The sequence below is a fragment of the Candidatus Omnitrophota bacterium genome (genome assembly GCA_028716165.1).
GTDB lineage: Bacteria > Omnitrophota > Gorgyraeia > JABMRG01 > JABMRG01 > JAQUQI01.
Genome location: JAQUQI010000015.1, coordinates 1 through 25,779 on the forward strand (window position 1 = coordinate 1; position 25,779 = coordinate 25,779).

At 43.8% G+C, this 25,779-nt stretch carries 25 protein-coding genes and 3 tRNA genes; 27 read left to right on the forward strand and 1 reads right to left on the reverse strand.

The window, feature by feature from the left end; genetic code table 11:
- Positions 1 to 226 precede the first annotated feature (226 nt).
- The 6 genes from PHV77_06750 to PHV77_06775 all read left to right on the forward strand — a co-directional run bounded on the left by PHV77_06750 (position 227) and on the right by PHV77_06775 (position 4,411).
- A tRNA-Leu gene (locus PHV77_06750) sits at positions 227 to 313 on the forward strand.
- Positions 314 to 336: 23 nt separating this feature from the next.
- Positions 337 to 843, forward strand: a complete 507-nt coding sequence (locus tag PHV77_06755; GenBank protein ID MDD5504985.1) for a hypothetical protein — start codon at positions 337 to 339, stop codon at positions 841 to 843.
- A 219-nt stretch (positions 844 to 1,062) separates the two neighbouring features.
- Positions 1,063 to 1,878 carry a hypothetical protein gene (locus tag PHV77_06760; protein MDD5504986.1) on the forward strand — a complete coding sequence of 272 codons (816 nt, stop codon included), beginning with the start codon at positions 1,063 to 1,065 and terminating at the stop codon, positions 1,876 to 1,878.
- A gap of 112 nt (positions 1,879 to 1,990) precedes the next feature.
- A tRNA-Glu gene (locus tag PHV77_06765) sits at positions 1,991 to 2,067 on the forward strand.
- A 254-nt stretch (positions 2,068 to 2,321) separates the two neighbouring features.
- Positions 2,322 to 3,320 carry a LacI family DNA-binding transcriptional regulator gene (locus PHV77_06770; GenBank protein MDD5504987.1) on the forward strand — a complete coding sequence of 333 codons (999 nt, stop codon included), beginning with the start codon at positions 2,322 to 2,324 and terminating at the stop codon, positions 3,318 to 3,320.
- The gene (locus PHV77_06775) at positions 3,314 to 4,411 is read left to right on the forward strand and encodes an aldo/keto reductase (protein ID MDD5504988.1); all 1,098 of its coding nucleotides are present in this window, start codon (positions 3,314 to 3,316) and stop codon (positions 4,409 to 4,411) included. The genes PHV77_06770 and PHV77_06775 overlap by 7 nt, the downstream gene beginning before the upstream one ends.
- Positions 4,412 to 4,544: 133 nt before the next feature.
- On the opposite strand, the gene PHV77_06780 is transcribed toward PHV77_06775, so the two are convergent.
- Positions 4,545 to 5,951, reverse strand: a complete 1,407-nt coding sequence (locus tag PHV77_06780) for a SurA N-terminal domain-containing protein (GenBank protein ID MDD5504989.1) — start codon at positions 5,949 to 5,951, stop codon at positions 4,545 to 4,547.
- Between the two features lie 119 nt (positions 5,952 to 6,070).
- On the opposite strand from PHV77_06780, the gene PHV77_06785 reads away from it, so the two are divergent.
- The 21 genes from PHV77_06785 (at position 6,071) to bamA (ending at position 25,778) form a co-directional block, all read left to right on the forward strand.
- On the forward strand, positions 6,071 to 6,697 hold the full coding sequence (locus PHV77_06785; GenBank protein ID MDD5504990.1) for a class II aldolase/adducin family protein: 627 nt from the start codon (positions 6,071 to 6,073) through the stop codon (positions 6,695 to 6,697).
- Positions 6,698 to 6,846: 149 nt separating this feature from the next.
- The gene (gene hisG, locus PHV77_06790) at positions 6,847 to 7,725 is read left to right on the forward strand and encodes an ATP phosphoribosyltransferase (protein MDD5504991.1); all 879 of its coding nucleotides are present in this window, start codon (positions 6,847 to 6,849) and stop codon (positions 7,723 to 7,725) included.
- A gap of 176 nt (positions 7,726 to 7,901) precedes the next feature.
- Complete coding sequence (locus PHV77_06795; GenBank protein ID MDD5504992.1) at positions 7,902 to 9,515, forward strand: tetratricopeptide repeat protein; 1,614 nt, start codon at positions 7,902 to 7,904, stop codon at positions 9,513 to 9,515.
- Positions 9,512 to 10,327, forward strand: coding sequence for a transketolase (locus tag PHV77_06800; GenBank protein ID MDD5504993.1), 816 nt, complete (start codon positions 9,512 to 9,514; stop codon positions 10,325 to 10,327). The genes PHV77_06795 and PHV77_06800 overlap by 4 nt, the downstream gene beginning before the upstream one ends.
- 52 nt (positions 10,328 to 10,379) lie before the next feature.
- Complete coding sequence (locus PHV77_06805; GenBank protein MDD5504994.1) at positions 10,380 to 12,014, forward strand: AAA family ATPase; 1,635 nt, start codon at positions 10,380 to 10,382, stop codon at positions 12,012 to 12,014.
- On the forward strand, positions 11,980 to 12,861 hold the full coding sequence (locus PHV77_06810; protein ID MDD5504995.1) for a hypothetical protein: 882 nt from the start codon (positions 11,980 to 11,982) through the stop codon (positions 12,859 to 12,861). Before PHV77_06805 ends, PHV77_06810 begins: the two co-directional genes overlap by 35 nt.
- Positions 12,854 to 13,807 carry a transketolase family protein gene (locus PHV77_06815; protein MDD5504996.1) on the forward strand — a complete coding sequence of 318 codons (954 nt, stop codon included), beginning with the start codon at positions 12,854 to 12,856 and terminating at the stop codon, positions 13,805 to 13,807. Before PHV77_06810 ends, PHV77_06815 begins: the two co-directional genes overlap by 8 nt.
- Before the next feature lie 39 nt (positions 13,808 to 13,846).
- On the forward strand, positions 13,847 to 14,713 hold the full coding sequence (gene ispE / locus PHV77_06820; protein MDD5504997.1) for a 4-(cytidine 5'-diphospho)-2-C-methyl-D-erythritol kinase: 867 nt from the start codon (positions 13,847 to 13,849) through the stop codon (positions 14,711 to 14,713).
- 35 nt (positions 14,714 to 14,748) lie between these two features.
- The gene (locus PHV77_06825) at positions 14,749 to 15,204 is read left to right on the forward strand and encodes a septation protein SpoVG family protein (protein MDD5504998.1); all 456 of its coding nucleotides are present in this window, start codon (positions 14,749 to 14,751) and stop codon (positions 15,202 to 15,204) included.
- Between the two features lie 90 nt (positions 15,205 to 15,294).
- A tRNA-Gln gene (locus PHV77_06830) sits at positions 15,295 to 15,368 on the forward strand.
- Between the two features lie 50 nt (positions 15,369 to 15,418).
- Positions 15,419 to 16,672 (forward strand): ATP-dependent Clp protease ATP-binding subunit ClpX, encoded by a 1,254-nt coding sequence (clpX, locus tag PHV77_06835; protein ID MDD5504999.1) that lies wholly within the window; start codon positions 15,419 to 15,421, stop codon positions 16,670 to 16,672.
- Positions 16,669 to 17,937 carry an NTP transferase domain-containing protein gene (locus PHV77_06840; protein ID MDD5505000.1) on the forward strand — a complete coding sequence of 423 codons (1,269 nt, stop codon included), beginning with the start codon at positions 16,669 to 16,671 and terminating at the stop codon, positions 17,935 to 17,937. The genes clpX and PHV77_06840 overlap by 4 nt, the downstream gene beginning before the upstream one ends.
- A gap of 69 nt (positions 17,938 to 18,006) precedes the next feature.
- A complete protein-coding gene (locus PHV77_06845; GenBank protein ID MDD5505001.1) occupies positions 18,007 to 19,017 on the forward strand; it encodes a ribose-phosphate pyrophosphokinase in 1,011 nt (336 codons plus the stop codon).
- Positions 19,018 to 19,036: 19 nt separating this feature from the next.
- Positions 19,037 to 19,726, forward strand: a complete 690-nt coding sequence (locus tag PHV77_06850) for a 50S ribosomal protein L25 (protein ID MDD5505002.1) — start codon at positions 19,037 to 19,039, stop codon at positions 19,724 to 19,726.
- A gap of 20 nt (positions 19,727 to 19,746) precedes the next feature.
- Positions 19,747 to 20,283 carry an aminoacyl-tRNA hydrolase gene (gene pth, locus PHV77_06855; protein MDD5505003.1) on the forward strand — a complete coding sequence of 179 codons (537 nt, stop codon included), beginning with the start codon at positions 19,747 to 19,749 and terminating at the stop codon, positions 20,281 to 20,283.
- Between the two features lie 21 nt (positions 20,284 to 20,304).
- Positions 20,305 to 20,622, forward strand: a complete 318-nt coding sequence (gene rpsF / locus PHV77_06860; GenBank protein ID MDD5505004.1) for a 30S ribosomal protein S6 — start codon at positions 20,305 to 20,307, stop codon at positions 20,620 to 20,622.
- Positions 20,623 to 20,635: 13 nt separating this feature from the next.
- Complete coding sequence (locus PHV77_06865) at positions 20,636 to 21,097, forward strand: single-stranded DNA-binding protein (protein ID MDD5505005.1); 462 nt, start codon at positions 20,636 to 20,638, stop codon at positions 21,095 to 21,097.
- Between the two features lie 98 nt (positions 21,098 to 21,195).
- A complete protein-coding gene (gene rpsR, locus PHV77_06870; GenBank protein ID MDD5505006.1) occupies positions 21,196 to 21,477 on the forward strand; it encodes a 30S ribosomal protein S18 in 282 nt (93 codons plus the stop codon).
- A gap of 57 nt (positions 21,478 to 21,534) precedes the next feature.
- Positions 21,535 to 21,978 (forward strand): 50S ribosomal protein L9, encoded by a 444-nt coding sequence (gene rplI, locus PHV77_06875; protein MDD5505007.1) that lies wholly within the window; start codon positions 21,535 to 21,537, stop codon positions 21,976 to 21,978.
- A gap of 2 nt (positions 21,979 to 21,980) precedes the next feature.
- A complete protein-coding gene (gene dnaB / locus PHV77_06880; protein ID MDD5505008.1) occupies positions 21,981 to 23,348 on the forward strand; it encodes a replicative DNA helicase in 1,368 nt (455 codons plus the stop codon).
- Positions 23,349 to 23,456: 108 nt separating this feature from the next.
- Positions 23,457 to 25,778 (forward strand): outer membrane protein assembly factor BamA, encoded by a 2,322-nt coding sequence (bamA, locus tag PHV77_06885; protein MDD5505009.1) that lies wholly within the window; start codon positions 23,457 to 23,459, stop codon positions 25,776 to 25,778.
- Position 25,779 lies beyond the last annotated feature (1 nt).

The window sequence follows — 25,779 nt, forward strand, 5'->3', positions numbered from 1 at the left end:
TTCTTGCTCATTATGATAATGTCCTTTCCTGCCATAACAACCTCCTTCCGAAAGAGGTATTATAGCATGGTTTGAATAGGACATTTTTATTTTGGTACAATAGGACATTATCATTTTGGGATTACAGGATATTTTTAAGCCGCTGTACCCGGACGGCCATTGTATTTGTGTGTTTTTCCGCTTGCTTGTTAAGGGTATTTTTGCTATACTCAATTTCATAAAAATTGCGAGGATGGCGGAACTGGCAGACGCGCTAGGTTGAGGGCCTAGTAAGGGCAACCTTATGGGGGTTCAACTCCCCCTCCTCGCACCAAGAACAACAAAGGGAGATTGATTATGAAGTCAAGACGCCTGTTAAGCTTTGTATGTGTTTTGGCGCTTGTTTATGTTTGCACCGGGACCGCGTATGCCGGATTTTGGCAGAGATGGTCAAAAAAACAGGCCCCGACCGTTGAGCCCGCAAAAAACGCCACACCAGAATCAATTCCTGAAAAAAGTACTGCCGACAGGCCTGAAGCAAAGCAGTTGGTTTCTGATATTGAAAGGCCTGATGCAGGTTCTGTAAGTTCAGGCGCTGTTGAGGAAAAAAAGGTTTCTGAAAAATACACGGAAGCGGATATAAGACCCGCGGCACAAAACATTGCCCCGCAATCATCGGATCCGCAGAAACCAGTTTTAAGTTCTGCCGAAAAACAACGGCTTGAAGATCTCCGACGCACTGAAGATCTGCGCCGCACTCAAGAACAGATAAAAATGATACAAGAAATGAACGCTAATCGGTCAATGGATATATCAAGCGGATTGAAGAGATCAATAAACAGCGCAAACAGATTGAAGAGATAAATAAAATTAACAGGGCGCGTGGGCAGTTAAACCAGGCGCAATCTGCCGGTGAAACAAAAAAGTAATAAAGACAATACTTTTTTCTTTACACCAGGATTAACTTAATATATAGTAAAAGAGTATCAAGCCGGTGGGGAAATTGATACGCGTGTTTTGTATTTTTATGTTTACCAGACCGGCTTATTCTAAGCCGGTTTTGTTTTAACGCAGGAGGTGGGGATGTTTAAGCGTTTGGTGATAATAGTGATACTGTTGTTTGCGGCAGGTACGAGTTTTGCCCAGACAGCGGGTAATACTTCAGATCCCAAGGTGCCTTACGGAGCAGGTATCGCGAATCTTAAAGATTCGGGTATGGGCCCGCTAAAACTTGGTTTTGAATTTAATAATGTTTTTAAAAGAGAGCTTAAGGTAGATACGTCTCTTACCGACGTAAAGGTAGAAGGCCAAGAGTATCTGTTGCGTTTAGGCTATAATATAGGCGACAGATTTGAGCCTTACGCGAAATTCGGCGTTGTTAACTTAAAGACAAAATGGGAGCAATCGGGCACAAGCATAAAGGCGTATTCCGATAAAGATTTTGGCGCTGGTTTTGGTATGAAAGTTCTTGCTTTTGAGTCCCAGGAACACAGACTGCGCCTAAGCTTAGACGGCCATTATTTTTATGCCAATCCCGATATAAGAAGCGCGCGCGTTGACGGAGCGTCGTCTACCATAAGCGCCACCGAGTTTAAGATAAGCCAGTGGCAGATCTCGGGTATATTGAGCATGGAGTTTATCATAGGAGGGGATAAGCAGAATCCAGCCACCCCCTATTCAATACTTCCCTATATAGGTTTGGCGTATGCGGATTCAGAAACAAAAGTAAGATTCTCAACGGTTAATGGCTCCTATAATCTTGGCAAGGGCGAAAACGATAAAAAGTTTTTGTTTATCACAGGTTGTGAAATAGTGTCCCCTGAAAATATCTCGCTTAATATTGAAGGCAGATTTGTCGGAGAGACTGCGGGAAGCGGCGGTTGCACGATCAAGTTTTAAATAGATATTTTTAGCTATTAGTAGGCGGGTAGGATTATAATCCTACCCGTTTTTTATAAAAGTGTTGAAATTTTTATCTATTTTGGTTACAATAAAGCCCTGTTATTGCTAAGGCCTCATCGTCTAGCCCGGTCAGGACGCCAGATTCTCATTCTGGTAACACGGGTTCAAATCCCGTTGAGGCTACCATAGCTTTTTAAGCACACCTCATTTTCAAACGCAAATCTTATTATATTAAACTATTACGACTTACCTTTTGCCAAATTAGGAATAACCCCATAGAAATGAATAAGGTATGTCTGGATTGACTGGGCTATCACAATAATCCAAAACGCATAATCTTGATGTTTTTAATGGTGGGGAAAATTTCCTATATACCCCTTGCCTTCTTGCAAATATGTGGTACATTAATTATGGAATCGTTTCCAAAAAGGAAGGCTTATATGAAAACCACTATTAAAGACATATCAGCAAAGACAGGATTTGGAGTAGGCACTATATCCCGGGCTTTAAATTCATGCCCTTATAGCGTAAAAGAAGAGACAAGAAAAGAAATCTTGCGGGTAGCAAAAAAGTATAATTATATCAAGGATATTACTGCCCAGGTTTTGGTTACAGGTAAATCTTTTGACATAGGCTTAATGATTCCGGCTGTGTTTGATTCTGTTTTTTACAATGATTTTTTTATAAAATTGATAGCAACTCTTACGAGCTGTTCTGCCCAAAAGGGATACTCTGTAAGGCCCATCATCATGAAGAAGGGGATGGAGTTGAATCAATTTATAACAGAGGCAAGGTCTTTAAAACTATGCGGAATTATTATTTCATCGTATTGCGGTAATTATTTTATTGATGAACGGGCTATAAAGACATTTGATAGCCCTGTCGTTATATTAAATGCTTATATGCGAGACAAAAATATTTATACAATTAATCTGGATAATTTTAAAGGTGGCCACGATGGAACTTCTTTTTTAATTTCCAAAGGATATAAGAATATTTGTGTGATTACCGCTGAAAAAAATGATTTTTGTCAGCGTCTTAAGGGATACAAAAAGGCTATGGCTGGTAATGGACTAAAGATTAAAGAGGAATTTATTTTGCATGGAGATGGTTCGGAACTTTCGGGTTATACAGTGTCTATGAAGGTTTTAAATAAGACACGCAGACCGGATGCTATATTTGCTTTAAATGATCAGATGGCCATAGGAGCAATAAGAGCCATAAAAGAATCTGGATTGAAATGTCCATCCGATGTGTCTGTAATGGGATTTGACGGTTTAGACATAGGTGGTTATATAGATCCTGGCCTAACTACCATGCTATGCCCGGTTGATACTATTGGGCGGGAGGCGGTTAATATATTACTTGATTCAAGTGCAAGAACAACCGTAAGACACTGTAAAATAAAAGCTACAATTTTGGAGAGGCAGTCATGCTAAAAGAGAGGAGTTTTTATAAATTATTAAAGAAAAAAATTAATATAAAAAAAATAGAGAGATCGGTAGCAATGCTAATAACGCTATGTATTTTTTCCGTAAGTTTTATATTTTTTGATACTTTAGTTTGCTCAAGCATATCAAATGTATCTTCATTAAGGCCGATGGCTTCAACCTTACGCGAAAAAGATCCGGCAGGTTTTTTATTGACTTCTAACGAGATAAGGGATAATGAAATGAAAAAAGCAGAGCAGACTTATATAAGGAAGTTTGGAAAAACAGGCTTGGAATTTTATATATTTGGTTCTGGCACGATCTGGTTTGGGCGTCGGTGGCCTATGAACAATGATAAGTACAGGTTCCCGGAGCGATCTGAAATCAAAAAATATTTAGAAATAGTTTTTAATAATTTAATAAACAAGGAAGGAAGAGTAATGTTGGATGTTGCAGCAGCTTATGGCTTAGCTGAAGAGATATTAGGTGAAATACTCCGGGATAATCCAGACTGGTATTCAAGAGCATTTATAGCTACAAAATGGGGTGAGGAATTTGACATTAACACGGAGCGGTCGGTTTTAGATCATTCTAAAAAGAGGCTGGTTGCTTCAGTAAAAAGAAGTATAAGGCGCTTAGGCAGAATTGACCTTTTGTATGTTCATGGTACAACTCTAAGGGTTTTGAGAAATGAAAATGTAATGAGTCAGATGCAAAGGATGAAAAGTGAAAGATATGGAGGGATCAATTATATAGGCGTATCAATTTCAAAAGAAGGTGTTCTAGAGACAGCAATTAAGGAGGGGTTAATACGGGATTTTGACGTTGTACAAATGCCGGGCTGGCTTTTTCTAAAAAGAAATGATCTGGTAAAAAAACTTTACCAAAAGGGTATTGCTATTGTGCTCAACTCAGTTATAAGAGCCTCTAAAATAAATACAAGTGACAGCAGAGCATGCGAGAGTGTATATGCGGATTTTATAAAACACAAAGAGGTTTCTGTGATACTACTTGGCACAAGAAACCATTTAAGAGAAACAATAGCGTATATATCGCCGCATTTTATAGTTGTTGACAAAAAGATTCAGGCAAGCGCTTGATTGTTAGAATTACTCCAAAAACATTACAGACGCTTTGAACTTAAAGCACCACGCTGCCCCAAGCTCAAGCGCGATAGTGTCCCGAACAAAAATCAAAAGCGTCTGTAATAGGTAATAGTAATATTTTAATTACTTAGAGGTTTTCTTTCAGATTTGCTTTTTGTTTGATTTCCTGAAACCACTTCTTGAAGGCCTCATTTTCTCTCTCTTGGACAAGCTTTGCGGCAAAGGAATCCCTGTCTTTTTCGTATGCTTGCTCATCTATCGGAGTAATGGAATCAAGCCTTGATACGGCCCAGCCTTCGGAGGTTTTTATAGGGCCTGCTATTTTGCCAATGCCCGCGGCAAATGATTCGTTCAAAAAATTCTTCGCCGGAGCTATATTATCAACCGGGCTGTTTCTTGAGACATTTTGCAGTTTATTGACGGTAAGATTTAATTCTCTTGCCGCGTCTTCTAAAGATCCCGGACCCGATTTTATTTTTTGCATTATATTTTGCGCCTGTGCCAATGCCAGAGAGGAGGATATTTCTGATGTCAGAATAGAATTTATCTGTTCCTTTGATTGTTCAAATGTCATTTGGAGGGGGGCATTTTTTGTCTTAAGTTGTAATATGTAGAACCTGTCCTCTCCTTCAATGACATCGCTTATTTGGGATATTTCCAGACCGAAAGAGGCCAGCAGCAGAACATATGGAACCGCAGACTCCGAGATATTGAATGTAAGAGGGAATACCCCTGTTTCTTTAAGCTCAAACCCGCCTTCCTTGGCTATGCCGTCCAGTGCCTTGCTTTTTTTTGCCTTGGACTGCGCGCTATCGGCCGCGAGAGCGGCAGTTTCTTTGTCGTCATTGAAAGGAAATTCAAGATATGAACCTGACGCCGTTGCGGGAGAGAGCAGTTTTTCTTTATTGCTTTCATAGTAGGCTTTTGCCTTCTGCTCATCCACGAAGGCATCATTTAAAAACGCGCCATTTTTTATAGCGATAAAAGAGATATCCGCGAGTTCATTAGATTCGCGGTATGCCCGGCGTATCTCGTCTTCCGAAGGGCCCTGGCCCGCTGTCTTAAGGCTAATGAGCTTATCAATAATGATATCCCCCCTGACCGATTCCTCAAAATCCCGCGGCGTAACGCGCAGTACGCTCATGGTTATATAATTATACATGTCCCTGTCAAATACGCCGTTTTGCTGGAAAAACGGCAGAGCGGTGATCCTTTCAATAATTTGTTTATTGGAGGCTTTTATCCTTTCCCTGCCTGCCGCGCGCAGTAATATTATCCTGTTCCACGCCTGGCCGTTTAAGTCCAGAAATTTTTCCACTTTAGACAATTCATCACCATACATGATACGGGCCCTGTTAAATACGGCCGCGTAGCTTTTGTTGTATTCCTGTATGGATATTTTTTTGCCGAACACGATACCGGCGTATGATTTACCGCTTAACGCCACACTGCCTACGCCCCAAGCGGCGAATATTATGACAAGCAGCCACATAACAGCTTTCATTACTTTTTTATTGCGTAAAGGTTTAAGCATAAAAAACTCCTATTCAAGGTTTGTAGCGGATTATGCGGTTATTATACATAAGCAGGCCTGAATTTACAAGTAAAAACATATTAGACAGAGTATGCCGTATATGATATAATTCAAGCGCAATGACTATTAATAGGATGAAGAAGGATCTGGCAGGATACGCGCGAAAAATTGCCGCGGACGGGCTCACTATAGGTTCAAGCGGAAATTTAAGCGCCAGGCACGGTGAATATTTTTATATAAAATCCGCCGGTTGTTTATTTGAGTCATTAAGCCCGGACGATTTCGTGCGATTGAGCGTAAACCGTCCATCCACGGCCGGATTAAAAAAAACACCCAGTTGCGAATACCGTTTGCACGCGGCCTGTTACAGGCAAAGGCCTGATATCGGGGTTGTTTTTCATAGCCATCCTTTTTTTACAGGCCTTATGCTTACTAAAGAGGCCCTTGCCAGGCCCGTTACAATGGAGTTTGCCGCGTATATTAAAAACACGCTCGCTTTTGTGGATTTCGCGCCGCCAGGTTCCGCTAAGTTAGCGAGCCTGGTTGAAAAAGCGTGCAAAAAGCATAATTGTATTTTTATGAAAAAACACGGCCTTATCGCGCTTGGCAGGAATATGCAGGAGGCGTATGTAAAGAGCCTGATGGTTGAACGTGAAGCCAGGGCTAAATTGATAACGAGGCTGTTGAGATTAAAAGGGGCCTGTTTTGGCAAAAAAGAGTTGGATATGCTTGCCGGCTCTGTTTGAACAGCGCGCGGAGCATTGCCGCACGGCACAGGCTTATTTTAGCAGAGGCTATTTTCTAATATAACCCGGTTACGTATTATATTGACACTAATAAAGATTAACTGTATATTATAATGGCGGTTTAGAGAAAGAATTTACGGAGTATTTATATGGAAAAAATATTAAAATTAGGGCTTCCGAAGGGCAGTCTTCAAGAGGCTACTTTAAGGATATTGAAAAAGGCCGGATTCAATATAAGCGTAGGCAGTAGGTCATATTTTCCATCTATTGATGATGATGAATTAGACCCTGTGCTGATACGCGCGCAGGAAATGTCAAGATACGTTGAAGACGGAGCGCTGGATTGCGGTATCACAGGGGAAGATTGGATACGGGAGAACCAGTCGGATGTAGTCCGTGTCCAGGAACTTGAGTACGCCAAACAGAGCCTTAGCAAGGTTCGATGGGTGATTGCTGTCCCCGAAGGTTCAAGAATACGTTCGGTCAAGGATCTTAACGGTAAGCGCGTGGCGACGGAACTTGTTGGTGTTACCAGGGCTTTTTTAAAAAAGCAAAAGATAAAAGCGGATGTAGAATTCAGCTGGGGCGCTACCGAGGTAAAGGTTGCCGCCGGACTTGTTGACGCTATCGTAGAGATCACGGAGACAGGTTCAAGCCTTAGGGCCAACAAACTACGCATAATAGATACCGTTTGTTATTCTACCACTCAACTGATAGCGAACAAAAAGATTTGGCGTAATGGATGGAAAAAGGCGAAGATAGAATCGCTCGCCATGCTGCTTAGAGGCGCTATACTTGCTGAAAGCAAGGTAGGCCTTAAGATGAATGTGAGTAAAAAGAACTTGTGCAAAATACTAAAGATCCTTCCTTCAATGAAAAGGCCTACCATATCCTGTCTTACGGATAAGAATTGGTTTGATATAGATACAATTATTGACGAAGAGCAAGTTAAAAAGCTAATACCCGCGCTTATCAGGGCCGGCGCCCAGGGCATAATAGAGTATCCGCTAAATAAGGCTATTTATTAATAGGGCCGAATATTGAGACCACAAGAAAGGAGATGTGCTATGCCGTGCGGAAGAAAGAAAAAACGCAAGAAGATGTCAAAACACAAAAGAAAAAAACGCCTGCGCAAGATGCGCCATAAAAAGAAATTATCCTAAAAGGTTAAGCAGATAAAAAAATAATTATACATAATATTAAGGTGTTTGTTTTTAGAATTATTTTTTATTCTTTTGTCCTGATGGCGGCGCTTTTTCTGCCTTCGCATATCGCGCGCGCGGCTGATTGCCGTCATAATATATGCGGCAGTATCCGGGCAGGGGCGCTGGATATTGTTTCGGGATTTTTCAGCAATACGTTTAAGCCAAAAAGTCCGGGTTTGAGTTTTAAAGACACTCCGCTTATGAGGCAGAATGCCCGGGCATTCACCCATTATCTTATGGGTGTTGTTTTTGAGAACCGGCAGGAATACCAAAGCGCGCTTTCTGAATTCAAGCTCGCTTTACGGGAAGCGCCCGGTAATGAATACCTTAATTTTAAAATAGCTTCTTCTTATCTGGATCTGAAAGAGTATGATGCCGCGAGGCGGCAGATAGATAAGATATTAAAGCTTAATCCTGATAATTTGAACGCGCGTTTTCTGCTTGCCGCGTTATATTTTGAAAAAGACCAGATGGGGCCCGCCTCCGGAGAATATGAAGCGATAATTAATCAAGATCCCGGAAATGTCCTGGCCCTGGTTTCGCTTGCCGATATTTATATAATGGAGAAAAAGCTCCAGGCCGCGCTTGAGGTATATAAAAGGCTTATCCAGGAGGACGAGTTTTCCCCGTATCTGTATTTTAATATCGGGCTTTTGTATTTTAAACTGGATAACCCGCGCGCGGCAGAAGAAAGTTTCCTCAAGGCCATTACCCTGCGGCCCGACTATACGGCGCCAATAGCCGCTTTGGGGGTTATGGCGGAGCTTGATAAGAATTATGACAAGGCTGTCGGATATTTTAAGCAAGCTGTAAGCGTCCAGCCCGATGATTACCGCCTTCAGGCAAGGCTTGCAAAGGTTTTTGATTCGGCAGGCTTGCTTGAAAATGCCAGGCTGGAATATGAAAGGATACTGCTTGATTGTCCGGATTGTGTCCAGGCTCGGATAGGTATAGCAGAGGTTTATATACAAGCAGAGGAATACGATAAGGCGTTAATAGCTCTGGATTCTCTTGCCGACGATGAACAGTATGGATACTACGCTGTGTATTTGACGGGTATAATAAATTTTGTTCAGGACAAGTACCAGGATGCTATAGTTTTTTTTGAGAAATCATTGCTATCAAATCCTAATTATGAAAAGCCTTATTTGTATTTAGGCGCGGCTTTTGAAAAAACAGGCTATATTGAAAAAGCTGAAGAAAGCTTGAAGAAGGCGATAGAATTAGATCCCGAAAACGCTGATGCCCTGAATTATCTCGGATATATTTACGCGGATTCAGGCAGGCACATTGAACAAGCGATAAATTATATAAACCGCGCGCTGGAAATAGAGCCTCAAAACGGGTTTTTTTTAGACAGTTTAGGCTGGGCATATTATAAAAAAGGCGACTACAACAAGGCGATAGAATTGATATGCCAGGCATTGACGTTTTGCAAAGAAGACTTTGTTTTATATGACCACTTAGCGGATGCTTACAATGCCATGGGGGATTTTTCCCTTGCCTTATTATTTTGGCATAAGGCATTAAAGCTTGACCCTGATAATACCGCGATACAGGATAAGGCGCGGAAATTAGAGGTTTTTGAAAAAGATAAAGGAGTCGCAGAGTGAAAAGACCCGATATAGCTGTATTGAAAAACGAGGCTAAGCAAATCAGGCGTGATATCCTGACCATGCTTTCACGAGCAGGAAGCGGGCATACAGGCAGTTCATTATCATGCGTGGAAATACTATTATCATTATACAGATATAAACTTAAATATGACGCGAATAATCCGCATTGGCCGCAAAGAGACAGATTTGTGCTTTCAAAAGGCCACGGTTGTCCCGCCTTATACGCTGTTTTGTCTGCTTGCGGTTTTTTTTCTAAGGAAAAACTAATGACACTAAGACAGCTTGGGTCTTCACTGCAGGGGCACCCTCAAATAGGCCTGCCGGGGCTTGAGGCCTCAACAGGCTCGCTTGGCCAGGGGCTTTCAATTGCCAACGGCATGGCCCTGTCGGCGAAGCTTGATAAAAACCGGACAAGGGTATATTGCCTTTTAGGCGACGGTGAGATAAACGAAGGCCAGGTATGGGAAGCGGCGATGACCGCATCGCATTATAAGCTGGATAATCTTTGCGCTATAGTTGATTATAATAAATTGCAAATAGACGGTTTTTTGTGCGATATAAAAGATATGTTGTCTATTAAAGATAAATGGTCTGCTTTTGGCTGGCATACCATGCAGGCAGACGGCCATGATTTTAGCCAGATTATGCAGGCCCTTGATGAATCGGAGACCGCCTCCGGCAAGCCGTCAATTATTATAGCCCATACAACAAAAGGCAAAGGGGTGTCTTTTATTGAGAATAGAGCCCAATGGCATGGAGTAGCGCCAAAACCAGATGAGTTGGAAAAGGCCTTAAAGGAATTGGCCTGATTAGTAATAGCTTAACTTGCGCCTTAACAGCGCTAACTATAAGGAGTTGATAATGTTATTGCATAAACGCGTAAAAATATTTTTCTTAGATCATTGGGTTAAGATTGCTATTATTACAGCCGTTATTGTATTGGTCTTAGCGGCCATATACGGATTGAGCACATTAGAATCGTTTTACAGGCATATGACATTGGCGACCCTGCCCCTGCAGATACTCATAGTTGCTGTCAATGCCATGATTTTCGTTTATATGTATATGACTGTATTTAGGGGAGGTTTTGCCAAGCTTGATAAAGGCCTGGTAAGAGGAGAGAAAGTCGCCGTCAGTTTTAAAGACGTCATAGGCATAGATGAGGCAAAGGAAGAAGCGTGGGAGGTTGTTGAACTTATAAAAGACAGGACGAAACTACAGCAGATCGGGGGAAAGATCATAAGGGGTATCCTTATGATGGGGCCTCCGGGCTGCGGTAAGACTTATCTGGCCAAGGCAATTGCCACAGAGGCCGGTATACCTTTTATATCCATGTCAGCGAGCGAATTTACCGAGATATTTGTCGGGGTTGGCGCCAGCAGGATGAGAAAGCTTTTTAAAAAGGCCCGCCGTCTCGCGGAGGCTCACGGCGGATGTATAATTTTTATTGATGAGCTGGATGCTATTGCGCGAAAAAGATCGTTTAGCTATCTGGGCGGCGGTATGGAAACAAATACCACCCAAAACCAATTACTTGTTGAGATGGACGGCCTGAAAGAAGACCAGGGCAATATAGTTATAATAGGAGCCACCAATGCCCCGGAGCAGGAATTAGACGAAGCGCTTAAGAGGCCCGGCAGGTTTGATAGAAAAGTTTATATAGACAGGCCTAATCTTGAAGGCAGACAGGCTGTATTCAAATTTTACTTGAGTAAAATCAAGTATGATAAAGCCGTAGACATAGCAAAACTGGCCAAAAGGGCTGTTTATAAAAGCCCCGCCGATATTATGAATATAGTTAAGGAATCGGCCCTTATAGCGACAAGGAATAAAAAAGACATAGTGACGCTGAAAGAAATAAGCGAGGCTATGGACAGGATAGATTGGGGTGTCAAACACCGTAAATTCATGACGCCCGGAGAAAAACAGATGACCGCTTATCATGAAGCGGGCCATGGAGTGGTTGTCTACCTGACCCATCCGGCTGATGATGTCTTTAAGATATCTATTGTTTCAAGAAAGGGTTTCCTGGGTGCGGTGCAAAAACAGCCCAAGGAAGAACTGCATAACCGCAGTAAACAGGCCCTGCTGGCTGATATAAGGACAAGCCTTGCCGGTTATCTGGCTGAAAAAATCAAGTATAAAACTACCTCTACCGGTGTCAGCGCAGACTTTAAGAATGCCATGACCATTGCTCATCAGATGGTCTGGGGTCTTGGCATGGGGGAGGGCGGATTAGTCGGAGATTACGGTATATACGGTTGCGAAAATGCCTCCGGTATGCTCGCGGAGTCAACGAAAGAAAAACTGAACACGGAAACGCAGGGGATTATACACAAGTGTTTGGTTGAAACAGAGGCATTGCTTAAGAAAGAATGGGACATAGTGGAGCGTCTTGTGAAAGAGCTCCTTGAAAAAGAAGAGCTTGAATATGATGAGGTAGACAGGATATTCAAAGAATATGGCAAATCCCCCATCCGTGCCAATGAGGTTTGATGGTATTTTCAGGCTGTTTCTTTTAGGCCTGGCGGTTTTTAATATATCCTGTTCCCCGACATATCCTAAAGAAAGGGTAGTGGACGGGGTCAAACGCCTTTGCCAGAAAGAGTATGGCACCGAAGTGGAAGTAGCGGTGGCCGGCTCCACGCTGGGTGTGCGCATGCCCATAGAAGGCCTTTTTGATGAACAGACTTTTCAGATAAATACCGCGTCTTTTGACAAAATAACGGGTGTCATGTTAAGCGTTTCGCGCGTGGCTTTAAGCAGTGATAAATCAATAGATTTTTATACAGTCATCGCTTATGATAAGAACTCCCCCGGGGCTGAAGTTGCCATGACCAGATATGTCCATGACCTGCGCCGGTTTTTTTTAGGCGATATATCACGCGGCGAATTTGCCAAACGCATGATATTTGATGTGAGATTTAATCCCCAGGGCGTTATAGACACCTGGTTTGGCAGTTTTACGCTGAAGGAACATTCTCTGCCGGATTTCATTATCTCCCAGGCAAACCATAGGATATTGGATGAATTCAGGGAAAATAAGGACATGGCAGGCAGATTCAAGGTTGTTTCCTGCCAAGGAGCTTTTAACGCCGGCGAATTGGTTTTTATGGTTGATATAAGCAGGGAAGGCCTGCCTATGAGTGAGTATATTCACGGCAGGGCCTGGCGTGACAGTGTTTTGGAGATTTGCGCACAAAAGATTGCCCATGTGTTGTGCGCTTATGATTTTTACGACATTACAGGCATAAAAGTAATAAACAGTTTTGATAATAGCAGTACATGGGTGCCTTCCGATCAAATAAACCAATGTAGAAAAAGGAGCATAAGAATTGATTAATACGGACAAATCTCTTTGGAAGGCCACAAGGGATGGTTATGGCCGAGGCCTGGTTAAATTAGGCCAGGAAAACAACAATATAATTGTATTAAGCGCGGACCTTACGGAGTCAACCAGGGCAAACTGGTTTAGAGACAAGTTTCCCGGCAGGTTTTTTACATTGGGTGTTGCCGAACAAGACATGATGTGCACAGCCGCCGGTTTTGCTCTTTCGGGTAAAGTGCCTTTTTGCTGCAGTTTTGGCGTATTTGCCTCAGGCAGGGCATGGGAGCAATTAAGGATATCAGCGGCGTATATGAATTTGAATATCAATATTGGCGGTACTCACGGTGGAATAACGGTTGGCGCCGATGGCGCCACACATCAAGCCCTTGAAGAGATAGCATTAATGCGCATTCTGCCAAATATGACCGTGATAGTGCCATGCGATGCCGTGGAGGCGGAAAAGGCTACTATGGAGGCGGCTTCTATCAAGGGCCCGGTGTATCTTCGTTTGGGCAGGGAAAATGTCCCGCCTATAACGGATGAGAAAGAACCGTTTGTTCCTGGCAGGGCTCGTATTATAAAACAGGGGGATGACGTAACCATAATAGCCTGCGGTATCATGGTTTACCAGGCTATACTGGCATCTGATATTCTTGAAAAGAAAGGCATCAGCGCGGCTGTCGTTAACCTGCACACTATAAAGCCCATAGATACAGATACTGTTATAAAGCAGGCATTTAAAACAAGGGCTATCGTGACGGCCGAAGAACATCAGGTTGCCGCGGGCATGGGCAGTGCTGTCTTGGAAATATTGGCGCAAAATTATCCTGTTCCGGTAGAGATGGTCGGCGTGAAGGACTCTTTCGGCGAATCAGGCCAGCCATGGCAGCTTATGAAAAAATTTCACCTTATGCCCGAAGATATTGCCGAGGCGGCGATTAAGGCAAAGGGTAGAAAATAATTGTTTTTTAAGATTTATTAACGCGGTATCCAGGCCGGTATGCAGACAGGTTCTATCACATTAGAAGCGCCAGCTAAAATAAACCTTTATCTGGATATTATTAGTAAGCGCAAAGATTTATACCACAATATAGCCACAATATTCTGCAAACTTAAACTATGCGATCATATCAGGGTTTCTGCAAAGGGTAAAGGTGTATCACTTGCCTGCAATCACCCGCAATTGCGCGACAAGAGGAGCAATCTTGCTTATAAAGCGGCTTTATTTATGAAAGATAATTACCGCTTAGAACAGGGCCTTGACATATCAATAAAGAAAAATATACCTATAGCCGCCGGATTAGGCGGCGGCAGTTCTGACGCCGCCGCGGTAATAAAGGCTGTGAATGAACTTTTTAATCTTCACCTGACGCGGCACGAGCTTATGCTATCGGCAAAGCATATCGGCGCGGATGTAGGTTTTTTTCTATCAGGGCATGATTACGCTATAGGCAGGGGCATAGGCGACAGGCTTACAGGTATAGAGGGGCCTGCCGCAAGGTTTTATGTGTTACTGCTTGTGCCCGACTTACATATATATACTAAATCTATATATTCCGCTTTGAGTTTGCGCTTGACAAAACCCCGCGCCGATGTTAATATATCTTCCCGCATTTTAATGCGCAGCGATTGGCTGGATAGATTACCAGGATTCCTTTATAATAGATTAGAAGATGTAGTATTGCCTCTTTATCCTGTTACCGGAGCGGGCAGGCAGGCGCTTTGCCGTTATACAGATAATGTTTTATTATCCGGAAGCGGCCCAACTCTATTTGGGATTTTTAAAACGAAAGAACAGGCGCATAAAGCGGCGCGCGGCCTGGCCAAATACAAAAAATGGCAGATCTTTTTAACACAAAATGCCTGATGTCGGCGGGCGTATTAAAAAGGGGAGCCCTTTAAATGGAAATCACGGAGGTAAAGATTTTTTCAAGGGAATTAGACGACAAGAAGTTAAAGGCTTTCGCGACCATTACCTTTGATAATTGTTTTGTTGTAAGAAATATAAAAATCATAGAAGGTTCTAAGGGCCTTTTTGTCGCCATGCCTTCGCGCAAGATAAAAGAACCTTGTCCGAAATGCGGTTTTAAAAACCCGGCGAGAAATAAATATTGCGGCCAATGCGCCGCGGCTTTGCCCCCGGCCAAGATTGTTGACGACATTGAAGACAAAATCCATAAGCAGTCAGACCACAGGGACATAGCGCATCCGATTACAGCGGAATGCAGGGATAAAATACAAAAAAAAATATTGACTGCTTACAAATCTGAAACAACAAGCCATGCGCCAGACCGCAAAGCGGCGCAACCGATACGCGGAACAGAGCCTTTTGATACAAGCGATATAGATCTTGGCTGACAGGCCAAGCCGCTTTTTACGGCGACCCCATGTCTTTTTAAAGTTAGAAGAGACATGCTTATATACGGTAAAAGACCATTCACGGCATGATGGCGGATAGTGTAATGGTAGCACAACGGTTTTTGGAGCCGTTCGTGGTGGTTCGAGCCCACCTCCGCCAGCCAATTTTTTGGATTATACTGGTTTCATTAAAAGGGCAAATGCAGGAGTTTTTATGAACAAATGTTCTTTTTGCGGAAGGAATAAAACAGCCGTGAAAAAGCTTTTTAGCGGCCCGGGTGTTTTTATATGTGATAATTGCATAAAGTTATGCAATCAGATCCTTATTCGCGAGGATAGCAAAAGCCGCGCCCCGCAGGTCCCGTTTGCCTCAATGAAGGACCTTCCGCGCCCTGTTGAGATAAAAAAAGAGCTTGATAAACATGTTATAGGCCAGGACCGGGCAAAGAAGCAATTATCAGTCGCGGTCTATAACCACTATAAACGTTTAATGAGTCCGTCGGTTTTTTCCAGCGAAAATGACGTTGAAATAGAAAAATCCAATATCTTGCTTATAGGGCCTACCGGCAGCGGCAAGACCCTTTTGGCGCAGACACTGGCAAAGATGCTTAATGTCCCGTTTGCAATATGCGATGCCACCCCATTGACAGAAGCCGGTTACGTTGGAGAGGACGTAGAAAATGTATTGCTTAGATTGCTGCAGAGCTGTGATTATGACGTTAAGAGGGCGCAGTCAGGTATAATTTATATTGATGAGATAGATAAAATCGGTAAAACGCACGATAATGTTTCAATAACAAGGGATGTTTCTGGGGAGGGCGTTCAGCAGGCACTGTTGAAAATAATTGAAGGCACAGAAGCCAATGTCCCGCCTCAAGGCGGCCGAAAACACCCGCAGCAGGAATATATACGGCTGAATACGAAGAACATACTTTTTATATGCGGCGGGACTTTCAGCAATCTTGATCAGATTATACATAGAAGACTTGGCAATAAAGAGATTGGTTTTAAGTCTGACAATAAATCCCGGTCCGGAGGCGGTAGTTTTACGACATTGTTGGAATTCGTTGAGACGGAAGACTTGCTCAAGTATGGCATGATACCGGAGTTTATAGGCAGATTTTCTGTTATATCAACGCTTAACCCTTTAAGCGAAAAAGACCTTATAAATGTTCTGACGCAGCCCAAGAACGCTTTGGTAAAACAATATATTAAATTCTTTGCGATGGAGGGAATAAAACTTTCCTTCCAGGATGAAGCCTTGGTTGAGATTGCCAAAAAAGCATTAAAGAAGAACACGGGCGCCCGGGCTCTTCGCGCTATATTGGAAAAAGCTATGCTGGAGACGATGTATGAACTTCCTTCCGGCCGTGATGTTGATGAATGCGTTATAACGGAAGGAGTGATTACAGGCGAACGCCAGCCTGAAATAATCAAAAGGGCCGCGAAAGGCAAAAGGGTGGCATGAAACAGACAGCGGCTGTTATATTGGCGGCGGGTAAAGGCCGCCGCATGAGATCCGATGTGCCCAAGGCTTTGTGTCAAGCCGCCGGCAGGAAGATGATAGAGTATTTATTGGATATCAGCCGTTTTGCAGGCGCGGCGAAGACGGTTGTTGTCGGCGGCTACAAAATAGATATGCTGAAAAAATTTCTACACGGTTCGGGCGCGGAAGTAATTGAGCAAAAACGTCTTTTAGGTTCCGCCGATGCCGTTAAGCAGACGGCAGCCTGTTTTAAGGGGTTTGATGGCACTATCATTATACTATATACCGATACGCCATTACTGAAGGCTTCAACGCTCAAGCGTATGGTCAAAGCGCACAAAGGTAAAAATTCCGATCTGACACTTCTTACCGCGGTTGTTGACGACGTTAAACAGTACGGGAGAATAATGCGCGATGATAGCGGTTGCATTTGCGGGATAACCGAATTTACCCAATCCAAAGATGCCGGGGCACATCGGTCCGCGGAGATAAATGTCGGCGCTTATTGTTTTGATGCCGGAAAACTTTTTGAAGGATTGAATTCTATCGGTAAAAACTTTAAAAAGAACGAGTATTACCTCACTGATATAGTGGAGTATTTTTATAAAAATAAATTTAAACTGCAAACATGCAGGGTGAATGATAATGAAGAAGCCTTAGGAGTCAACAGCAGGCAAGACCTTTTTACTGCCGACAGGATATTGAGGCGCAGGATGCTGGATGGCCTTACCGGCAGGCGTGTTACGGTTATTGACCGTTCAAACGTGTATATATCTGATAATGTTAGAATAGGAAGCGGTACGGTGATATATCCTTTTGTTGTGATTGAAAGCGGCGTGAAAATAGGCCGCGACTGCAAGATAGGCCCTTTTGCCAATCTTAGAAAAGGAGCTGTTCTCAAGAAGGGCTCGCAAGTCGGAAATTTTGTTGAAGTAACAAGGTCTGTAATAGGCGAAAATTCCAGGGTCAAACACCACAGCTATATAGGGGATACCGTTATAGGTAAACGCGCTAATATCGGGGCAGGGACAATAACGGCTAATTATGACGGCAGAACTAAAAGCAGAACGCTGATAGGCGATTCGGCTTCTATAGGCAGTGGAACCATACTGGTTGCGCCGGTCAAGGTAGGCAGAGGCGCCGTGACAGGCGCCGGAAGCGTTGTGGTAAAGGGCAGAGATATTCCTTCAAACGTTACGGTTGCCGGAGTTCCTGCCAGGCGTCTTTATAAAAATAAAAGCAACTAATCTTGCAGTAAACAGGGCTATTATATTTTTAGGCATTTGTTTCGCAAGCGATCAAACGGGAGAGCGGAAATGACAAAAACCAACGGCATAATCGTTTTTTCAGGGAATACGAACCCTAAGCTTGCTTCGGATATCTGCAGGTATCTCCAGATCAAGCCCGGCCAGGCCCTTGTATCGGAATTCAGCGAAGGGGAAATAAAGGTTCAGATAAAGGACAATGTCAGGGGCAAGGATGTGTTTATAGTCCAGCCGACCGCCCCACCCGTAAATAAGAGCGTTATGGAACTTTTAATCTTGATAGACGCCCTGAAACGCGCTTCGGCAAGGAGGATTACCGCCGTTATTCCTTATTTTGGTTACGCGCGCCAGGACAGGAAGGATCAGCCGCGCGTTCCCATTACTGCAAAGCTAATGGCAAATCTTATCACCACAGCCGGCGCCAACAGGGTGCTTACAGTGGATTTGCACGCGGGCCAGATACAAGGTTTTTTTGATATCAACCTGGATCACCTCTTTGCCGTGAATGTGTTTGTGGACTATTTTAAGAAAAAGAAGCTTAATAACCTTGTTATGGTTTCACCCGATGTAGGCGGCATAAAAATGGCCCGCGCCTATGCCAAAAGGATGCACGCCGGCCTGGCGATTGTTGACAAGAGAAGACGCAGTGATACCGACGCGGAAGTCATGCACATTCTCGGTGATATTGATAATAAAAACGTTGTTATTGTGGATGACATAGTCGCGACCGCCGGCTCACTGCAAGAAGCTGTAAACGCTTTAAGGAAAAAAGGGGCCAGGCAGATATACGCCGCTATAACCCACCCCTTATTGTGCGGTCCGGCGATTGAAAGGCTTAAGAACACGGACATAAAGGAGCTTGTTGTGACCGACACCATACCTCTGCCCGATGAAAAGAAACTGCCTAATATAAAAGTGCTTTCCACGGCTCCGCTTCTGGCGGACGCTATCCGCAGGATACATAATGAAGAATCCATAAGCATATTATTTAAAAGCCCGTCAGGAAAAAAGAAAAAATCCGCTAATGCTTCGGACAATGATGAATACTTTAAGCTGGGCTAAAGAAAGGGAGAAATTCTAAATGGAAAAAATCATACTAAAGGTAAACACGAGAGAGGCCCTGGGCAAAGAAGCCGGCAGAAGGCTAAGAAAAGAAGGCCTTATTCCGGCTGTTGTGTATAAAAAGGCCAAACAGTCAATGCCCATAACGGTCGGTATAAAAGATTTGGTTCCGATACTGCGCACCTCCGCCGGAGAAAACGTTATTATAACCCTGGAGGTTTTATCCGATGCCGGCTCAAAGAAACCTGCCGCGGAAAAGACGGTAATTATCAAGGAGATACAATACCACCCCGTCAAAGGGGACATACTCCATTGCGATTTTCAGGAAATATCTCTTACGGAAAAAATCAAGGTAAACATTCCCATTGAAGCCAGAGGAGAGTCCGGCGGCGTCAGGTCGGACGGCGGCATATTTGATTTCCCGATAAAGGAATTAAATATAGAGTGTCTTCCCACGGATATACCGGAAAAGATATTTGTTGATGTCCATGAGATGAAAATAGGCGATGCCGTTAGGGTCAAAGATTTAAAATTACCGGCGGCAATTACGGTATTAAGCGATCCGGAGCAGACAGTGGTATCTGTGGTGCCGCCTGAAGCCGAGAAGCCCGCAGAGGAAGAGCCGGAAGCCGCGGCGGAAAAGGCCGAACCCGAAGTAATTAAACAGAAAAAGCCCGAACCTTCAGCTGAAGCGGAACAAAAGAAGTAGGGCGTCGGATATAAGGTCTTATGAAGTTGATAGCAGGATTAGGCAATCCCGGTTCACGGTATGCGGGAACCCGGCATAACGCGGGTTTTCTTTTAGCCGAGTTACTATCGGAAAAATACAAGGCTGTATTTAAAAAAAAACTGTTTTTCAATGCCAGGCAATGCGCTTTTAACATATCAGACACGGCGGTTATTCTTGTTGAGCCGCTTTCTTTCATGAACCTTTCCGGAGGAGTTGTCCGCAGGTATGCCGGCAGGCTTGGTATTGATCCCGGAGACATACTGGTTGTCTATGATGATATAGACATTCCGCTCGGTTCTTTTAAGATCAGGCTGAAGGGCTCGGCGGGTGGCCATAACGGTATGGAATCCGTCATGCAATGTATGGGAACTGATGAGATAGCCAGGTTGAGAATAGGCATAAACTCCGGGTTTAAACCCGGCGATTTGTCGGAATACGTATTATCTGTTTTTGAAAAAAATGAACTGACGCGCCTGCGGCAGGGCCTGGATGGCGCTATATCGGAATGTGAGAGATGGGTTATAGGTAAAATTTGAATGAAAAAACAGGAGGAGAAGTTGAAGACATATGAAATATTGTTTCTTATAAGGCCTGATATGGGAAAAGAAGAGCTTAACAGTCAGTATAAAGATATTGAAAATATAATAAGCAAGCATTCCGGAAAGATTGACAGCGTTCAGGATCTGGGCAAAAGGCAGCTTGCTTATGAAATCAAAAAGCACAAGGAAGGCGTGTATTATCTGATGAATGTCAGCATGGAGCCTTCGTGCCTTAAGGAATTTGAAAGTGAACTTAAATTAAGCGAGCCAATTTTAAGATTTGCAATTACAAGGCTTGATGCCACCAAGGCCGCGCCCGCTAAAGCAACCATTTAATAAGGGAGCCCATATGGCCAATTTTAATAAAGTATTGTTTATGGGTAATTTGACTCGTGACCCGGAATTGAGATATTTGCCTAACGGAACAGCGGTGGCGACTTTCAGTGTGGCATCCAACAGGGTCTATAAATTGCCTACCGGAGAAAAGAAAGAGGAAGCCACTTTTATCCGCGTGGTTGTATGGTCTAAGAGGGCAGAAATATGCGCTGAATATCTTGCGAAAGGCTCTTCTGTATTTGTTGAGGGACGCCTTCAATCAAGGACATGGCAGGGCCAGGACGGACAAAAGCGCAGCACAATAGAGATAATTGCCGATAATGTGCAATTCATTGGCAAGCCAAAAAAAGATATACAAGCAGGCCATGCCGCCGCCCGGCAGGGTTCCCAAGAGCCCTTGGATTCGCCGCCTGATGTGGATATAAGCGCGGACGAAAAATCCCCCGGTACAGGTGAAGACGATATTCCATTTTAGCAGGGTTTATTTTTATTTGGCAGTCAGTTTATGTAATTTTTATAAATAATAAGGGCAGGTTGTTTGTATCTCAAACGCGTTATAAAAAGGAGAAAAATATGCCAGCAAGGACATCATCCAGAACAACGAGGCCAGGCAAGGGCAGGAGGACCGGCAAGACCGGCGCTTTCCGTAGATTTCCGCGCGGCTGCCGGCTCTGCAAAGAAAAAATCGCCCGCGTGGACTATAAAGATACCGCGCTTCTTAGCAAGTTTGTCACCGAGCAAGGTAAGATAATCACGGGCCGCATATCCGGTAATTGCGCATCCCATCAGAGGCAGATAGCCCGTGCCATCAGACAGGCTCGTGTAATGGCGCTTATGCCGTTTATAGGGGAATAGCGGCGGCCTTACTTGATAAAGGGCCCAAGCCGGTAAAATAACAGCGAGGATAATATAATGGAAATAATATTAAAAGAGGATGTTGCGTCAATCGGCCGCGCCGGTGATAAGGTTGATGTAAAACCGGGTTACGCGAGAAACTACCTTATTCCAAAAGGCCTTGCTCTTGAGGTAACCGCCGGGAATATAAAGCTTATTGAAGCCCAGAAGAGCAAAAGGCAAAAAAAGGAACAGGAAGAGAAAGCCGCCGCCGAAAGCGTCGCGGCAAAATTAGCAAATATTTCATGCACTATTACCGTAAATGCCGGTGAGGATGATAAGCTTTTTGGGTCTGTAACGCACTCTGATGTGGCGCATGTCCTGGCCGCCGAAGGCGTTGCGGTTGATAAAAAAGATATCGTGTTTGAAGAGGAGATAACAAAGCTTGGCATATATTACTGCAAGATAAAACTCCACCCTCAAGTCACTCAACGCGTTAAACTTTGGATTGTCAAGAAATAGATATGGCAAAAAATAATATCATAGAGAAATTGCCTCCGCAGAGCGAAGAAGCGGAAATGGCCGTCTTGGGTTCCATGCTTTTGGAGGAGAGCGCCATATCTCATGCCATAGAACTGCTTGATGAGAACGCGTTCTATAAGGACGCGCATAGAAAAATTTTTAATGTCATTGTCAGCATATACAGTGAAAACAAGCCGGTTGACCTGATTACTACCGCCGAATTTTTAAAGAAGAGAAAAGTTCTTGACGAAGTAGGCGGCGCCGCTTACATAGCGTCGCTTACCCAAACTGTGCCCACTGCGGCAAATATCAGCCATTACGCGCGCATTGTTCACGAAAAATATATTATGCGCTCTCTTATAACAACCGGAACGAAAATAGTTTCAGAGGCATACGGCCAAGAGTCCGACACGGATGAGCTTCTTGATAAAGCGGAAAGGCTGATATTTGATATAACGAGCCGCAAATCTTCGTCGTCTTCAATCCCGATAAAAGAGATAGTAAAAGACAGCATAGAGACAATAGACAATCTTTATCAGAGGAAAGAGCATATTACCGGCATTGCCACGGGATTCCATGAGTTTGACATAATGACTGCCGGATTACAGCCATCGGACCTTATCGTCGTGGCGGGCAGGCCGTCTATGGGTAAAAGCGCTCTTGCCTCATGCATGGTTGAACACGCGGGTATCATAGAAAAAATTCCGACGGTTGTTTTTAGCCTGGAAATGGCCAAAGAACAGCTTGTCCAGAGGATGTTGTGTTCGCATGCCAGGGTGGATTTTCACAAAGTCAGGACAGGTTTTCTTTCGCAGAGCGACTGGCCGAAACTTACCGAGGCCGCCGGCAAGCTGGCGGAATCTTCTATTTTTATTGACGATACCCCGGCGATATCGGCATTGGAGTTAAGGGCAAAGGCAAGGCGGCTTAAAAGCCAATATAATATAGGGCTTGTTGTGGTGGATTATCTTCAGCTTATGAGAAGTTCGCAGAGCACGGACAACCGTCAGCAGGAGATATCCGAGATATCGCGTTCTCTGAAGGCTTTGGCCCGCGAGATCAACGCGCCTGTCATAGCCATAAGCCAGTTGTCAAGGGCCGTTGAGGCGCGCGCCGACAGGAGGCCCCAGCTTTCCGACCTGCGCGAATCAGGGGCTATTGAACAGGATGCCGACGTAGTGATATTATTGCTTAGGGAGGAATATTATACGCCTACTCCGGAGAATAAAGGTATGGCGGAATTAATAGTGGCCAAACAGCGTAACGGGCCCGTGGGGCCGGTACGCCTGGCTTTTATCAAAGAGTATACCAGGTTTGAAAATCTTACCAGGCATCATACAGAACTTGCTGAAGAAGAGCAGGAACTCTGATCCTGCTTTGGTTTAAACACAGAAGCTGTTAATAAGTTCTTTACAACCGTATTTCTATATGATAGATTAATACAAGAAATACGAAAACGCGCACAGTTTTAGAAAAATATGAAAATAAAAAATTTTGTTATTTTTAATTTTATTTTTTTAGCGGTCCTTTCCGTCATTGCCATTATGCCTTCCGGTGTTTACGCGCAGAATGCCCCGCAGGAAAGCAGAGAGACCATCACGGATATAGCCATAGAAGGCAACAAGGCCGTCAGCACTAACACCATCCTTTCAAAGATAATGAGCAGGACAGGAGCGCGGTTTGTTCAAAGGACCGTGAATGAAGACATAAAACGCTTGTATGCCACGGGATTTTTTACTGATGTTATAGCTGAAGCGGAAGATTCCGAAGGCGGTATCAAGCTGATATTCAAAGTTACGGAAAAATCCGTGATAGGAAATATTGTTTTTGAAGGCAATAAGGTTTACAGGGCGGATGTTCTTAGAAAGCAGATAGAGACAAAAGAAGGAGACGTCCTGAATAAAAGGATTATTGCCGAGGATATACGCAAGCTGGAGACCTTTTACCGCAAAAAGGGGTACCCGCTCGTAAAGATAGAATATAAATTTGATACGGATCAGGAATCCAATGTGTCCACGGTTTATATTACGATAGACGAAAAAAACCAATACAGAATCAGGAGCATCGTATTTACCGGTAATAAGGTATTTACATCCGACAGGCTGATGAAAGTAATATCAACCCGGACGGACGGGTTGTTCAGATCAGGGGTCCTTGATGAAAACCTGCTCAAACAGGACATGGAAAGGCTTGCGGCCTTTTATAAGGATAACGGTTTTATTGACGCCGCGGCTTCTTATTCGGTAGAATACGCGGAGAAAGGCATTACCGTTAATATTTCGGTAACGGAAAACAGCCAGTATTTTGTGGGCAAGGTGAATGTAGAAGGTAATAAGGTCATAGGAAACAAGGCTATTGAAAAAGACTTGAAAATGAAAGAGAAGGCCCCCTATAGCCCCAGTAATTTGCGCGCGGATATTATCAGCATGCAGACTTTATATTTTGACAAAGGCTATATGGAGTGCGTGATAAAGCCAGAAACCTTATTGGATAAAGAAACAAAGACTATTAATGTTTCATATACTATTTCCGAAGGAAGCTTGAGTTATGTTAATGAAATAAAAATAACCGGCAATTCCAAGACTAAAGACAAGGTTATCAGGAGAGAACTTAGGCTGTATCCCGGCGAAAAATTTGACGGCGACAAACTCAAGAGATCCAAACAGAGGCTCTATGACCTCGGTTATTTTGATGAAGTCATATTTGACACCGTGCCCATGGGCGAGCCGGACAAGAAAGACCTTGTGGTAAGCGTTAAAGAAAGCAAAACAGGAGAATTCAGTTTTGGCGGAGGATACAGTTCCGTTGACAGGTTGATAGGTTTCGTTGAGGTAGCCCAAAGAAATTTTGACATAACCAATTTCAAAACATTTACCGGCGCCGGACAGATCTTGAGTGTCAAGGCGGAACTTGGTTATGTCAGGCAGAATTATACTTTAAGTTTTACCGAGCCGTGGATATTCGGCTATCCATATCTTTTTGGGTTTGACCTGTTTAGTTTTGACAGGGATAAAAAGGAGTCTCTCGGTTATGGTTACAGCGAGAAGCGCACAGGCGGAAACCTGCGTTTCGGCAAAGAATTTACCGATTATGACCGCGCTGACCTGCGCTATAGGTTGGAAAGGATAAAGATAGGGGACGTATCAGACGACGCTCTTCAGGCATTGAAGGATGAGGAGGGCAAGAACACTATAAGCAGTCTGGCCCTTACGCTTACGAGAGACACTACGGACAGTAAGTTTAATCCGATGCAGGGGCACGTGCTTTCCGCGACCGCTGAAAATGCCGGAGGCCCGATGGGGGGAGATAAAGATTTCTATAAATTGACCGGTATAGCGGATTTCTTCTTTAATTATCAGAAAAAACTTGTTCTTGAATTAAAGGCGACAGGCGGCTGGGCGAAGGAATATGACGATTCCACATACGTGCCTATATATGAAAGGTTTTTCGCCGGAGGCGCTAATACCATAAGGGGTTATAAGGAACGCAGTGTCGGCCCGCGCGACACCAATACGGGAGACCCGATAGGCGGCGAGGCAATGCTTGTCGGAAATGCCGAACTTACCTATCCTATATTCAAGAATTTCAAGATCGCGGCTTTTTATGATGTGGGCAGTGTATGGCATTCAACGGATGATGATATAAGAGCTGATGATTTCAAGTCCGGAACAGGTTTTGGCGTAAGAGTTAAGACTCCCATAGGCCCTGTGAAGGTTGATTTGGGTTATCCCCTTGATAAGGCTCATCCCGACGACAAGCAGAAGGTAAGGTTCCATTTCAGCATGACAAGAGGCTTCTAAG

Bases quoted from the DNA above. Each gene is read 5' to 3' on its own strand.
- clpX (MDD5504999.1), top strand. From the start codon at position 15,419: ATGAACAAATGTTCTTTTTGCGGAAGGAATAAAACAGCCGTGAAAAAG.
- PHV77_06845 (MDD5505001.1), top strand. From the start codon at position 18,007: ATGACAAAAACCAACGGCATAATCGTTTTTTCAGGGAATACGAACCCT.
- bamA (MDD5505009.1), top strand. From the start codon at position 23,457: ATGAAAATAAAAAATTTTGTTATTTTTAATTTTATTTTTTTAGCGGTC.
- PHV77_06775 (MDD5504988.1), top strand. From the start codon at position 3,314: ATGCTAAAAGAGAGGAGTTTTTATAAATTATTAAAGAAAAAAATTAAT.
- PHV77_06865 (MDD5505005.1), top strand. From the start codon at position 20,636: ATGGCCAATTTTAATAAAGTATTGTTTATGGGTAATTTGACTCGTGAC.
- PHV77_06760 (MDD5504986.1), top strand. From the start codon at position 1,063: ATGTTTAAGCGTTTGGTGATAATAGTGATACTGTTGTTTGCGGCAGGT.
- PHV77_06780 (MDD5504989.1), bottom strand. From the start codon at position 5,951: ATGCTTAAACCTTTACGCAATAAAAAAGTAATGAAAGCTGTTATGTGG.
- PHV77_06810 (MDD5504995.1), top strand. From the start codon at position 11,980: ATGGCAAATCCCCCATCCGTGCCAATGAGGTTTGATGGTATTTTCAGG.
- PHV77_06755 (MDD5504985.1), top strand. From the start codon at position 337: ATGAAGTCAAGACGCCTGTTAAGCTTTGTATGTGTTTTGGCGCTTGTT.
- rplI (MDD5505007.1), top strand. From the start codon at position 21,535: ATGGAAATAATATTAAAAGAGGATGTTGCGTCAATCGGCCGCGCCGGT.
- PHV77_06785 (MDD5504990.1), top strand. From the start codon at position 6,071: ATGACTATTAATAGGATGAAGAAGGATCTGGCAGGATACGCGCGAAAA.
- PHV77_06805 (MDD5504994.1), top strand. From the start codon at position 10,380: ATGTTATTGCATAAACGCGTAAAAATATTTTTCTTAGATCATTGGGTT.
- PHV77_06770 (MDD5504987.1), top strand. From the start codon at position 2,322: ATGAAAACCACTATTAAAGACATATCAGCAAAGACAGGATTTGGAGTA.
- dnaB (MDD5505008.1), top strand. From the start codon at position 21,981: ATGGCAAAAAATAATATCATAGAGAAATTGCCTCCGCAGAGCGAAGAA.
- PHV77_06840 (MDD5505000.1), top strand. From the start codon at position 16,669: ATGAAACAGACAGCGGCTGTTATATTGGCGGCGGGTAAAGGCCGCCGC.
- PHV77_06825 (MDD5504998.1), top strand. From the start codon at position 14,749: ATGGAAATCACGGAGGTAAAGATTTTTTCAAGGGAATTAGACGACAAG.
- PHV77_06850 (MDD5505002.1), top strand. From the start codon at position 19,037: ATGGAAAAAATCATACTAAAGGTAAACACGAGAGAGGCCCTGGGCAAA.
- rpsR (MDD5505006.1), top strand. From the start codon at position 21,196: ATGCCAGCAAGGACATCATCCAGAACAACGAGGCCAGGCAAGGGCAGG.
- hisG (MDD5504991.1), top strand. From the start codon at position 6,847: ATGGAAAAAATATTAAAATTAGGGCTTCCGAAGGGCAGTCTTCAAGAG.
- pth (MDD5505003.1), top strand. From the start codon at position 19,747: ATGAAGTTGATAGCAGGATTAGGCAATCCCGGTTCACGGTATGCGGGA.
- ispE (MDD5504997.1), top strand. From the start codon at position 13,847: ATGCAGACAGGTTCTATCACATTAGAAGCGCCAGCTAAAATAAACCTT.